At 49.3% G+C, this 12,556-nt stretch carries 11 protein-coding genes; all 11 read left to right on the plus strand.

From position 1 onward, the window contains the following. Positions 1-332: 332 nt before the first annotated feature. On the plus strand, positions 333-1,004 hold the full coding sequence (locus tag WKT05_RS08310) for a GntR family transcriptional regulator (protein WP_340413708.1): 672 nt from the start codon (positions 333-335) through the stop codon (positions 1,002-1,004). A 79-nt stretch (positions 1,005-1,083) separates the two neighbouring features. Beyond that, the gene (locus tag WKT05_RS08315; RefSeq protein WP_340413709.1) at positions 1,084-2,325 is read left to right on the plus strand and encodes a CaiB/BaiF CoA transferase family protein; all 1,242 of its coding nucleotides are present in this window, start codon (positions 1,084-1,086) and stop codon (positions 2,323-2,325) included. A 39-nt stretch (positions 2,326-2,364) separates the two neighbouring features. Next, entirely contained in the window at positions 2,365-3,150 is a 786-nt protein-coding gene (locus tag WKT05_RS08320) for an acyl-CoA dehydratase activase (RefSeq protein WP_340413710.1), read from the plus strand. A 13-nt stretch (positions 3,151-3,163) separates the two neighbouring features. Next, positions 3,164-4,426, plus strand: a complete 1,263-nt coding sequence (locus tag WKT05_RS08325) for a 2-hydroxyacyl-CoA dehydratase subunit D (RefSeq protein ID WP_340413711.1) — start codon at positions 3,164-3,166, stop codon at positions 4,424-4,426. A gap of 2 nt (positions 4,427-4,428) precedes the next feature. Further along, on the plus strand, positions 4,429-5,544 hold the full coding sequence (locus WKT05_RS08330) for a 2-hydroxyacyl-CoA dehydratase subunit D (RefSeq protein ID WP_340413712.1): 1,116 nt from the start codon (positions 4,429-4,431) through the stop codon (positions 5,542-5,544). Between the two features lie 108 nt (positions 5,545-5,652). Further along, positions 5,653-6,642 carry a 2-hydroxyacid dehydrogenase gene (locus WKT05_RS08335; RefSeq protein ID WP_215506698.1) on the plus strand — a complete coding sequence of 330 codons (990 nt, stop codon included), beginning with the start codon at positions 5,653-5,655 and terminating at the stop codon, positions 6,640-6,642. 51 nt (positions 6,643-6,693) lie between these two features. Continuing rightward, a complete protein-coding gene (gene brnQ / locus WKT05_RS08340; RefSeq protein WP_340413713.1) occupies positions 6,694-8,064 on the plus strand; it encodes a branched-chain amino acid transport system II carrier protein in 1,371 nt (456 codons plus the stop codon). 44 nt (positions 8,065-8,108) lie between these two features. Beyond that, entirely contained in the window at positions 8,109-9,296 is a 1,188-nt protein-coding gene (locus tag WKT05_RS08345) for a pyridoxal phosphate-dependent aminotransferase (RefSeq protein ID WP_340413714.1), read from the plus strand. Positions 9,297-9,577: 281 nt separating this feature from the next. Next, positions 9,578-10,717, plus strand: a complete 1,140-nt coding sequence (locus tag WKT05_RS08350) for an acyl-CoA dehydrogenase family protein (protein WP_340413715.1) — start codon at positions 9,578-9,580, stop codon at positions 10,715-10,717. 19 nt (positions 10,718-10,736) lie between these two features. Further along, entirely contained in the window at positions 10,737-11,531 is a 795-nt protein-coding gene (locus tag WKT05_RS08355) for an electron transfer flavoprotein subunit beta/FixA family protein (protein WP_215506706.1), read from the plus strand. 13 nt (positions 11,532-11,544) lie between these two features. Beyond that, a complete protein-coding gene (locus tag WKT05_RS08360; protein ID WP_215506708.1) occupies positions 11,545-12,549 on the plus strand; it encodes an electron transfer flavoprotein subunit alpha/FixB family protein in 1,005 nt (334 codons plus the stop codon). Positions 12,550-12,556: the final 7 nt, after the last annotated feature.

The raw sequence follows: 12,556 nt of genomic DNA on the forward strand, positions 1-12,556 counted from the left end.
ATGCGTGGGCTATAATTCCTTGTATACAAGTAATACTTTACTACAAATGAAATTTTTATCAAGAGAAAAAACAGAAAAAAGCAGATAAATACTGTAGAAAATCTCGGGGGATGAATTTTTTAAGGCGAGAACGGGAAAACTATTGCAAAAATTGCCCGCAGCGATGCAATTTCATTGGAAAAAAATCGGAAAAGAAAAAACAGGTTAAACACGGCTTTTGCGAAGTATGATAGAATAGATTCGAATATGGAAGTTGGATTATTACACAATATAAAAACAACTTGCAATTGTTTTTATGACATAGTAGACTAGTAGACAAGAAGGAGACGTGTATGGAAAGCAGGACCAACTCGGACACCCTGTATCAGGCACTTCTGAACCAGATCATCGACCTGACGCTGTATCCGGGTATGGGCATCAGCGAAAACGCTATCAGCCGTCAATTCGATGTGTCTCGGTCGGTAGTTCGGAGCGCATTTGCGCGCTTGGTACAATTAAAATTTTTAGTCGTCTACCCGCAACGCGGCACCTACGTAAGCTTGGTAAACCCGGTCTACATACGCAAAGCCCTGTTTATACGGGCGGCAGTAGAAAAAGAAGTTTTACGAGGTTTTATGAAGTGTCCCGTTGATAAATCAGACATTTACGGGAAGATGGAGGCCAATCTGGAAGAACAGAGGCGTTTTGTCGGCGAAACAAAATACGTCGAGCGCTTCCGCCTTCTGGACGAAGAGTTTCACAACTTTATTTTAGGCGCCAACGACTCGCAAGACGTGCTGCACTTATTGGACGATCACCTTCTTCATATTGCCCGATGGCGCAATATTTACGTCGACAGCGGCGTGTCCCTGTCGATCTTGGTGGATCAACACCACCGCATTTTAAGGGCTATCGAAGCGCGGAATTTAAACGAAGCGCTGGATGCCACGGACGTGCACATTAACACGGTCCACGAATTGGTTCTCAGCGATCCGAAATTTTCAAGTTATTTTGAAAAAGTTTAGGATCGTTAAGATTGTTAAGTAGTAATTTTGTCAAGGTTATGGGGATGTTAGTCCCGAAGGACTTGAAAGGAAGGATCAGATGACAGAAAGCAGAAAACTTTTAGAAGGTGTAAAGGTTGTTGAACTGGCCACATTTATTGCAGCGGCTACAACCGGTCGGTTCTTAGCAGACTTAGGCGCAGACGTCGTTAAAATCGAACAAAAAAACGGCGACCCCCTTCGCTACACTGCCCCTTCTGAAGGCAGACCCTTGGATATGCACGAAAATACCACTTGGGAATTGGAAAACGGCAACAAACGCTGCCTCTCCATCGACACCCGTACGGAAGAAGGAAAAGAAATCCTCTTCAAATTATTGGACGAAGCCGATATCTTAATTACCAACTGGCGTACCAAAGCCTTGGTTAAATCCGGCTTGGATTACGAAACCTTAAAGGTAAAATACCCGAAACTCGTTTACGGTATTTGCACCGGCTACGGCGAATACGGCCCGGACAAAGACCTTCCCGGTTTTGACTTTACCTCTTTCTTCGCACGTGGCGGCTATTTGGAAACATTGAGACAAAAATCCGATGTCCCCATGAACGTCGTACCCGGCGTCGGCGACCACAATGTCGGCATGAACTTAGCAGCCGGTATCTTGGCAGCTCTCTATCATGCAAAAGTGACGGGCAAGGGCGAAAAAGTTGAAACCAGCTTGTTCGAAACCGCTATCTTCAACATGGGTATGATGGTTCAAGCTGCTCAATACACCGATTACGGCGAAAAATACCCCATCGACATTCGCAATTCCCCGAACCCCTTCCTGGCTTGCTGGAAGAGTAAAGAAGGTCGCTACGTACAAACCTGTATGCCCGACTACAATACCTATTTCGAACGCTTCATGACGGCATTGGGTCTCACGGAATTCTTAGGCGACGAAAAAGACAAGTACTTCCCCGTACAAAACTTAATCGAAAACGGCTTAGGACCGAAGCTTTACGATGCCATTATGGAACGCTTCGAAACCAAGACCATCGCCGAATGGAACGAAGTCCTCGTTGCAGCGGACATTCCCTTCGCATTGGCTAAGAACTGGGAAGAACTTCTGGAAGACGAACAAGCTTGGGCCAACGACTGCTTCCGCAAAATGGAATACCCCAGCGGCGAACGCATTCTCGTTAACCAACCGGTTCGTTACCACGAAATGGGCAAAACGCCTTACGAAAAAGGCCCCCTCATTGGCGAACACACCGTAGAAGTCTTAAAAGAACTGGGCTACGACGACGCCAAGATCAAGGAACTCATCGAAAGCAAAATTGCTTACGAATGGGATAAATAAGCTGAACGAACGATACTGAGAAATTAGAAGGATGGGAAAGTGGACATTATAACCATGGGCATCGACATCGGCTCCACTTCTTCAAAAGCAGTGATTTTGAAGAACGGAAAAGATGTCTTGGCAAAACAAGTGGTCAGTTTAGGCGCAGGCACCACCGGCGCACAACAAGTCATCGACAAGGTTGTCGCCGAGACCGGCCTTAAGAGAGAAGACATCGATTACCTCGTAGCCACAGGTTACGGACGCAACTCCTTTAAAGGGGCGGACAAGACCATGAGCGAGTTGTCCTGCCACGCCAAAGGCGGCGTTTTCCTGTTTGGCGACATCGGCACCATCGTAGACATCGGCGGCCAAGACATTAAGGCCCTGGCCGTCAGAGACGGGATGCTGCAAAACTTCCTCATGAACGACAAATGTGCCGCAGGGACCGGCCGCTTCCTGGAAGTCATGGCCCGCGTCCTGGACGTGCACATCGACGATTTAGGAAAGCTCGATGCCGAAGCCACGGCCAAAGCGTCGATCAGCTCCACCTGCACGGTGTTTGCGGAATCGGAAGTTATCTCCGCCCTGGCAAAAGACAATCCCATTCCCAACATCGTTCGCGGGATTCACGCTTCCGTGGCGACGAAAGTGGCAGGTCTGGCACGTAGAGTCGGTTTAAAACAACCGGTGGTCATGACCGGCGGCGTCTCGAGAAATCCCGGCATCGTACGCGCATTGGAAGACGAATTGGACTGCGAAATTAAAGTTTCAGAAGATTCGCAACTAGCAGGTGCATTAGGCGCAGCACTTTACGCCTATGAAGCTTGTCAACAGAAGAATTAAGGAAGGATGGAGTATGTCTAAAGAATCGTTAAAAGAAAGAGAAGCGCAAATCAGAGAACAGTATAAAGACGTTCCGCCGGCAAAAATGATCGCCATGATCGCCGGCAACGGCTACAAGGAAGCAGCAGAAGCCAAGGCCGCCGGCGAACCGGTGGGCTGGTGTGCATCGAACTTCCCCCAAGAAATTCTGGAAACCTTAGACATTAAGGTCGTATATCCGGAAAACCACGCAGCGGCTGTTGCAGCCAAAGGCGGCGGGGAACGCATGTGTAATGTTGCCGAAGACGAAGGCTATTCCAATGACATCTGTGCTTACGCCAGAATTTCCATGGCCTACACCGAAGAAACGGACATTCCCGAATTGAACATGCCGCAACCCGACTTTGTCGCTTGCTGCAACAACATCTGTAACTGCATGATCAAATGGTATGAAAACCTGGCAAGAGACCTGGACATTCCCTTTATCATGATCGACGTTCCCTACAACAACGAATACGAAGCCGGCGAAGACCGCGTCGCTTATTTAAAGGGACAATTCGACGTCGCCATTAAACAACTGGAAGAAATTTCCGGCAGGAAATGGGATCAAGAAAAATTCGAAGAAGTCATGGAAATCTCCGACAGAACCGGTAGAGGATGGCTCGACGCCACGGCTTATTCCAAATACACCCCCTCGCCCTTCAACGGTTTCGACATTTTCAACCACATGGCCGTTGCCGTTTGTGCAAGAGGTAAATTGGAATCCGCTATCGCTTTCGAACGCTTGGCTGAAGAATTCGACCAAAAAGTCAAAGACGGTGTCTCCGGCTTCAAGGGCGAAGAAAAATACCGCATCATCTTCGAAGGTATCGCTTGCTGGCCGCACCTGCGCCACACCTACAAGGGCCTTCAAGGCGCCGGCGTCAACGTCGTCGGTACCGTTTATGCCGACGCATTCGGTTACGTCTATGACAACACCAGGGAATTAATGCAAGCTTACTGCGGCACCCCCAATGCCATCAGCTACGAACGCGCCTTAGATATGCGTTTGAAGCTCGCAGAGCAAAACAACGTTGACGGCATGCTCGTTCACATCAACCGCTCCTGCAAACAATGGAGTGCCATTTCCTATCAAATGGAAAGAGACTTCAGAGAAAAGACCGGCCTTCCCACGGCGACCTTCGACGGCGACCAAGCAGACCCGAGAAACTTCTCCGAGGCCCAATATGACACCCGTGTCCAAGGGCTGATCGAAGTCATGGAAGCGAACAAGCAAAAGAAATCGAAGGAGGCATAAGGATGAGCGTGGTAGATTTAATTCAATCCTTAGAAATTGATGCCCTGAAAGGGATCGATCGCTATGTAAACGAAGGCAAGAAAGTCATCGGTGTTTCGGCTCCGGGCGTTGTTCCGGAAGAAATCATCCACGCCGCAGGCATGGTCCCCATTACCATTTGGGGCGCCGAAGGCGAAGTCGTAGAAAGCAAGGAATACTTCCCCGCATTCTACGCCTCACTGATCCTGCGTACCATGGACTTAGGTCTTCAAGGCAAGCTGGACAAGCTTTCCGGCATGGTCATTACCAACTTAAGCGACGGCTTAAAGGGCCTCAGCCAAAACTGGAAACGCGCCATCGACGTGCCCATGCTCTACATCCCCTACGGCCAAAACCGTAAGATCGAAGCCGGCATCGTCTTCAACGAAAAACAATTCCTGCACTTCAAAGATGCATTGGAAAAAATCGCCGGCGAAAAAATTGCCGACGAAAAAATCGAAGAAGCCATCGTGCTTTACAACGAACATAGAAAAGCCATGTTGGAATTCAACGAATTGGCTGCCAAGCACTTAAACACCATTACGCCGCTTCTGCGTAATCGCGTATTCTCCAGTGCCTATGTTTATGCCAAGGACGAACACCTTGAAAAGGTAAAAGCCATTAACGAAGCACTTCGCGCCATGCCCGAAGAAGAATTTAAAGGCAAAAAAATCGTCACCACCGGCATCATCGCCAACTCGGAAGACATCTTAAAGATCTTCGAAGAATTCGGCTTCGGCATTGTTGACGACAACGTCATCCACGAATCCAATCAATACGAAGCCTCGGCAAAAGAAAAGACCGGCAACCCGGTTCGTGCCTTGGCCGAAGTATTTGCCAATATCGAAGGCAACACCTTCGTCTTCGACGAAAAGAAACTCAGAGGCCCCATTATCGCGGAAAAGGTCAAAAAACACGGTGCAAACGGCGTCGTCTATCTCCTGACCAAGTTCAGCGACACCGACGAGTTCGACTTCCCCATCGTCCGCAGAGACTTGCAAGCTGAAGGTATTCCCATGAACATGATCGAAGTGGATCAACAAATGGTCAGCTTCGAACAAGCGAAGACGGCACTTCAAACTTTTGCAGACATTATCTAAGCTGTATACCGGTGTCCCGTGTATATAAATTTGTTTAGCCGCCCCCGAGAGGGGGATTCGGCTAAACGGTAGGAAAACTATTTCACATCCAAGAAGAAGGAGGAAACAATGTTAAAAATCAGAAGTACCTGTAACAAAAACTACGTTGAAAAATTCGGCGTGGAAAGACCGGCAGACTGGGACTACAAGTACATTAATTATCCCTGCTCCGACGAAGAATTAGCGGAACAATGTAAAGACGCTGACGTCATCCACTGCGGTCCCGTCGATTTCTTCAGAAAAGAAGTCATCGACAAATTGGAAAACGTTAAATTGATCCAATCCTTAGGCGTCGGCTTCGACAAGATCGACTTAGAAGCTGCTAAGGCAAAAGGCATCTACGTATGTAACAACCGCGGCGTTAACGCTCGCCCCGTCGCAGAATTGGCCATCGGCCACATGCTCACCAGCCTTCGCAGAATGCCCGAAGCAGACATGAAGATTAAATTAAAAGGCGCTGAAGGCTTCAAAGAAAGCTACAAAGAATTTACCGAAAAGGGACAAGTTGAAATGGGTTCCCGCGTCGTCGGTCTCGTCGGCCTCGGTGCCATCGGTCACGAAGCAGTTAAATTATTAAAACCCTTCGGCTGCAAAATGTACTACTATGACGTCTTCCGTCAAGAAGAATTCGAAAAAGAATACGACGTCGAATACCTAAGCCTCGACGAAATCTACGAAAAATGCGACATCATCTCCTACCACGTACCGGTATTGGATTCCACGCGCGGCATGATCAACAAAGAAGCCATCGCAAAGATGAAACAAGACGCAATTATCGTAAACGTTGCTCGCGGCGACTTAATGAACAATGCCGATGTTGCTGAAGCATTAAACGCAGGCAAGATCTTCGCTGCCATCGACGTTATCGCACCGGAACCGCCGACAGCGGACGATCCCTTGTTCCACTTAAATGAAACCGGCTTGGCTCGTTTCTCCATTACGCCCCACATTGCCGGTACCACCGATGATTCTTTCATGCGTATGAGCCAATGGTCCTACGACAATATGGCAAGAATCGAAAAAGGCGAAAAGCCCATCAACATCGTAAACGGTCTGTAATCGTAAATTCAGGCTACGAACACAGAAGCCCGAAAGGGCTAAGGAGTGCTTATGGAAATTAAAAGAAAAGACATAATCGTCTGTGGTTTTGCACTATTTGCCATCTTCTTTGGCGCAGGTAACATGATCTTCCCGCCCTACCTGGGCGTAGAAGCCGGTGACCGTTGGTTCACCGCCGCACTCGGCTTCCTTCTCTCTGACCCGGTTCTTCCCGTACTCGGCGTTATCGTCACTGCACGTTTAGGCGGACGGGCCATCGACCTCGGAAAGCGCGTCGGTTGGAAATTCTCGGCTGTTATCTCGGCTATCTGTATTTTAATCATCGGGCCGTTCTTCGCCGTTCCCAGAACCGGTGCCACGACCCACGAAATGTTTATTGCACCGAACCTTCCCAGCGTACCCCCGTTGGTCACTTCCGTCGTCTTCTTCGGCTTGACCCTGTACCTGGTTCTTAACCCCGGCAAGGTATTGGACTACATCGGCCAATTCCTCACACCGGGCCTGTTAATCATCCTCGCGGTTATTACCGCCGTAGCCATTGCCAACCCGCCGGCAGCAGCCATTGCTACCGACACCCCCGAACTCTTTAAAATGAGTTTTAAAGAAGGTTACCAAACCATGGACGCCCTTGGGGCATCCCTCATGAGTGGTATCGTCTTAACCGACTTGATCCGCCGCGGCTACACCGACGACAAGAGCCAAGTTAAAGCAAGCATCCAAATCGGTATCATCGCCTTTATCTGCTTGGCCCTCGTCTACGGCTCCCTCGTTTACGTCGGAAGTACCGTCAGCTCCATGTTCACACCGGATATGGACCGTACCGCCATCTTACTTGGCACCGTCGAAACCTTATTAGGCGGCGTAGGTAAATTCCTCTTAGGTTTAGGTGTTGCGCTGGCTTGCCTCACCACATCCACCGGTTTGACCTCCACCTGCGGGAACTTCTTCGAAGATGTTACCGACGGCAAATTACAATACAAACACATCGTTATTGTGGCTGACGTCATCGCTTTCGCCATCTCCTTAATCGGCGTCGAAGGCATCATCAAAATCGCCGTTCCCGTACTCACGGCTGTATTCCCCATCGTTATCTTCTTAATCCTCGCATCGATCTTTGATTTCCAAATCAAGTACAACGGCGTCTTCATCGGCGGCGTTATCGGCGCAGGCGCTATCGGCGTCATCGAAGCCATCAACCTGTTCTCTAAAATGAACGGCGGCAATGCTTTGGGTAGCCTCGTTGAAAAAATCAACACCTTACCCTTGGCTAACTTCGCCTTTGAATGGATCGTCCCCGCCATTATCTGTGCGGTCATCGGCGGCTTCATCGGCAAGGCAACCGGATTCGGCGGCACCCGCGAAGATACCTATCGCGAACAAGCCATCCGCGAAGAAAAACGCAAAGCGTTGGAAAACGCATAATCCCCCCTGTCACTTAAAAACAAAATTAAAAAAAGGAGTTTTATATGGCAAATAAAATTATGACCTCTCTGGGTAAACAAAAATCCGTTATCCGTGAATTGGCCGGTTTTGGCGCAGAACGTGCAAAAATCGTCGGTCCCGAAAACGTCTTGAACTTCTCTATCGGTAACCCCAGCGTTCCCGCACCGAAGGAAGTAAAAGAAGCAATTTTGGACATCATCCAAAACGAAGCGCCCCAAGCGGTTCACAGCTACTCCGCCGGTAACGGTTTGGAATCCACGAGAAAAGCCATCGCCGACAACTTAAACAAACGCTTCGGCACCGACTACACCGCAGACAACCTCTACATGACCTGTGGTGCCGCTGCTTCCTTAAACATTGCATTGGCAGCATTGATCGAAGAACCCAGCGATGAAGTCGTCGTTCTCGCACCCTTCTTCCCTGAATACACCGTCTTCATCGAATCCCAAGGCGGAAAAATGGTTCTCGTCGATCCCCGTGACGATATGCAACTGCATACCGAAGACGTCGAAAAGGCCATTACGAAAAACACCCGTGCCGTCTTAATCAACACGCCGAACAACCCGGCAGGCGTTATCTATTCCAAGGAAGCATTGGAAGAATTGGCAGCCATGCTCGAAAAGAAGAGCAAAGAATTCGGCCGCCCCATCTATATCTTAAGTGACGAACCCTACCGCGAACTCGTCCTCGTCGACGGCGTGGAAGTCGCTTGGGTACCCAGCATTTACGACAACACCGTCGTTTGCTACAGCTGGTCTAAATCCTTGTCCTTACCCGGCGAACGTATCGGCTACATCCTCGTTCCCGGAAAAGTTGAAGACAAAGACCTTATGCCCGCTATCGGCGGCGCAGGCCGTGCGTTAGGTTACGTCTGTGCACCGACCTTGATGCAAAAAGTCATCGAACGCTGCGTCGATGTCGATGCCGATGTCGAAGTTTACAAGAAAAACAGAGACCTCTTATTCGACGGCTTAACCGAAATGGGCTATGTCGTAGCAAAACCGGCAGGCGCATTCTATCTGTTTATTAAATCGCCGGACGGAGACAGCGAAACCTTCTCCGAACGGGCAAAAGAATACGATATGCTCGTCGTTCCCGGCACCGGCTTCGGCTCCAAGGCATTCATGCGCTTGAGCTACTGTGTCAACACGGAAACCTGCGAAAAATCCCTGCCCATCTTCAAAGAAATGATGGACAAATACTATCGCTAAACCCTATGGTGTAGGCAAAACATCTGAAAAAAGCAAATCCGGGCTTCGGAAACGAAGCCTGGAAATTTGCTTTTTTTTCTTGTGATGTTTATGCATATGAGGTATACTGGTATACAAGAAGGTTTTCATTTCCTTCCCTGTGACCAAATCTTATTTAGTTGGTAAAAGACGCGGCATAAAGCAAAAAACGGAATTTGCCGGGTGCCGGGAAAACGTCCCTACCAATTCGACAAACGCAGGCTGTACATATGAGTACAGTGCAGAAAAATTAGGAGGAAAACATGGAATTTACGCAAGAGCACAAACTCATTCGGGATTTGGCAATTAAATTTGCTGAACAGGAATTAACCGATGACGTTTTGGATGCAGCTGAAGAAACCGGCTGTTTGGACCTGGACGTCGTTCGCAAAATGGGCGAAGCCGGATTCTTCGGCATTAAAGTTCCCAGAGAATTAGGCGGCGCCGGCGGCGACCACGTAGCCTACGTTACTGTTATGGAAGAAATCGCAAAGAAAAGCGCCGTAGCTTCCGTTTTCGTATCGAGTCCCAACTCCCTTTGCGGCGCACCGATTCAATTAAGCGGTACCCCCGAACAAAAAGAAAAATACTTAAGCAAAATCGCCACCGGCGAGCTCATGTTCTGCTTCGGCTTAACCGAACCGGGCGCAGGTTCCGATGCCGGCGGCACCAAAACCACCGCCGTATTGGACGGAGACGAATGGATCCTTAACGGTCGCAAGACCTTTATTACCGGCGCACCCATTGCCGATTACAGCATTATCTATGCCAAGACCGACATGAAGGCCAAAGGCAGTGCCGGCATCACCGCATTTATCGTTGACTTAAAGAGCGAAGGCGTATCCTTCGGTAAGCCCGAAGAAAAAATGGGTATCATCGGCTGCCCCACCTCGGACATCGTACTTGAAAACGTCCGCGTACCGAAAGAAAACATGTTAGGTAAAGAAGGCAAAGGCTTCACCAACGCCATGAAGACCTTGGACGTCGGCCGTATCGGTATTGCCGCCCAAGCCATCGGTGTTGCACAAGCCGCTTTAGACGAAGCCGTTAAATTCGCTAAAGAACGTGTTCAATTCGGTCAACCCATCGCTAAATTCCAAGGCATCAGCTTCAAGATCGCAAGAATGGCCGCTAAATTAGAAGCCGCCAAACTTCTCGTATACGAAGCAGCTGCAGCAAAAGACCGCGGCGAAGACGCATCGAAGATTTGCTCCATGGCTAAATACTTCTGCTCTGAAACTTGCAACGAAATCGTCTACGACGCCCTTCAAGTACACGGCGGTTACGGCTACATCAAAGACTACAAGATCGAACGTCTTTACAGAGACGCGCGGATTACGTCGATTTACGAAGGTACCAGCGAAGTTCAACTCCTCGTTATCGGCAGCCAACTTTTGAAATAAGAGCATACAGGAGGTTATCATGAATATAGTGGTATGTATTAAACAAGTACCTGACACAACGGAAGTACGCTTGGATCCCAAAACCAACACCTTGATCCGTGAAGGTGTCCCCAGCATCATCAACCCGGACGACTTATCCGGTTTGGAAGTCGCTTTGCGCATTAAGGACCAAGATCCGGAAAACGTCAAAGTTTACGCACTTTCCATGGGCCCGAACCAAGCAGAATACGCACTTCGCGAAGCCCTCGCCATGGGCGCAGACGAAGCCATCTTAGTCAGTGACCGCGCTTTCGGCGGCGCCGACACCTGGGCAACATCCTGTACCATTACCGCAGCCATCGAACACATCGACTACGATTTAGTTATCGCAGGTCGTCAAGCCATCGACGGCGACACGGCACAAGTCGGTCCCCAAATTGCAAGACACCTGAACATCCCCGCCATTTCCTATGCGGAAGATGTAAAAGTTGAAAACGGCAAAGTCATCGTTAAACGTCAATTCGAAGATCGTTACCACATCCTCGAAGCCGACATGCCTTTGTTGATTACCACCTTGGCTGAATGTGCTCAACCCCGTTACATGACCATTCGCGGCATCTACGAAGCGGAAGAAAAACCCATTACCGTTTGGGGCTTAAAAGACATCGAAGACAAACTCGACCTGTCCAACATCGGTCTGAAAGGTTCTCCGACCCGCGTTAAACAATCCTTCCCGAAACAAGGTAAGGCAGCAGGCGTATTGCTTACAGACTTAACCGCTGACGAAGCTGCACAAGCTATTCTCGCAAAACTTAAAGAAAAATACATCATTTAAGGGGGAGAACCACATGAGTAAAGATATATACGTATTTATCGAACAAAGAGACAACAAACTTGAAAAAGTCGGTATCGAACTCCTGGGCAAGGCCCGCGAATTGGCCGACGATTTAGGTCAAAAAGTTGTCGGTATGCTCATTGGCGAAAACGTCAAGGGCGAAGCTGAAATCCTCTTCCGCCACGGCGCAGACAAAGCCGTCGTAGTCGAAGATCCCCGCTTAAAAGAATATTTAAGCGAAGACTATGCCGACATGGTTTACGGCATCATCAAAAAATACGAACCCGAAATCGTGCTCTTCGGTGCAACCTCCATCGGCCGTGACTTGGCTCCGAACTTGGCTGCCCGCGTACACACCGGTTTGACCGCCGACTGTACGAAACTGGAAATCGACCCGGAAAGCAAACTCCTTCGCATGACCCGTCCCGCATTCGGCGGTAACTTAATGGCTACCATCGTCTGCGAAGACTTCCGTCCTCAAATGGCTACCGTACGCCCCGGCGTTATGCCCAGCGTTGAAGTACAAACCGACGACGGCGAAATCATCGAAGACAAATTCGAATTCAGCCACGCCGAACCCGTTGTTCGCTTAAAAGAAGTCTTGAAAATCGAAAACAAGAAAAAAGACATCACCGAAGCCAACATCCTCGTATCCGGCGGTCGCGGCTTAGGCGGTCCCGAAGGCTTCGACGCCTTAGACGGCCTGGCACACGAACTGGGTGCTGAAATTTCTTCCTCCAGAGCCGCTGTCGACTCCGGCTGGATCGAAAAATCCCAACAAGTCGGACAAACCGGTAAAACCGTACGTCCCGAATTGTACCTGGCATTAGGTATTTCCGGCGCCATCCAACACTTGGCAGGTATGGAAGAATCCGACCTGATCATCGCCGTCAATAAAGACGAAGGCGCACCGATCTTCGACGTAGCCGACCTCGGCGTCGTCGGCGACTTAAACGCCATCGTACCGAAGCTTGAAGAGCTTATCAAAAAAGAAAGAGAACTGAGCGAACAACTGTAATCGCCGG

Origin of the sequence: Peptoniphilus sp. HCN-40583 (assembly GCF_037892835.1) — a bacterium.
GTDB lineage: Bacteria > Bacillota > Clostridia > Tissierellales > Peptoniphilaceae > Aedoeadaptatus > Aedoeadaptatus rachelemmaiella.

Coding starts and splice junctions, on each gene's coding strand:
- WKT05_RS08310 (WP_340413708.1), top strand. CDS start 333: ATGGAAAGCAGGACCAACTCGGACACCCTGTATCAGGCACTTCTGAAC.
- WKT05_RS08315 (WP_340413709.1), top strand. CDS start 1,084: ATGACAGAAAGCAGAAAACTTTTAGAAGGTGTAAAGGTTGTTGAACTG.
- WKT05_RS08325 (WP_340413711.1), top strand. CDS start 3,164: ATGTCTAAAGAATCGTTAAAAGAAAGAGAAGCGCAAATCAGAGAACAG.
- WKT05_RS08355 (WP_215506706.1), top strand. CDS start 10,737: ATGAATATAGTGGTATGTATTAAACAAGTACCTGACACAACGGAAGTA.
- WKT05_RS08335 (WP_215506698.1), top strand. CDS start 5,653: ATGTTAAAAATCAGAAGTACCTGTAACAAAAACTACGTTGAAAAATTC.
- WKT05_RS08350 (WP_340413715.1), top strand. CDS start 9,578: ATGGAATTTACGCAAGAGCACAAACTCATTCGGGATTTGGCAATTAAA.
- WKT05_RS08330 (WP_340413712.1), top strand. CDS start 4,429: ATGAGCGTGGTAGATTTAATTCAATCCTTAGAAATTGATGCCCTGAAA.
- WKT05_RS08360 (WP_215506708.1), top strand. CDS start 11,545: ATGAGTAAAGATATATACGTATTTATCGAACAAAGAGACAACAAACTT.
- WKT05_RS08345 (WP_340413714.1), top strand. CDS start 8,109: ATGGCAAATAAAATTATGACCTCTCTGGGTAAACAAAAATCCGTTATC.
- brnQ (WP_340413713.1), top strand. CDS start 6,694: ATGGAAATTAAAAGAAAAGACATAATCGTCTGTGGTTTTGCACTATTT.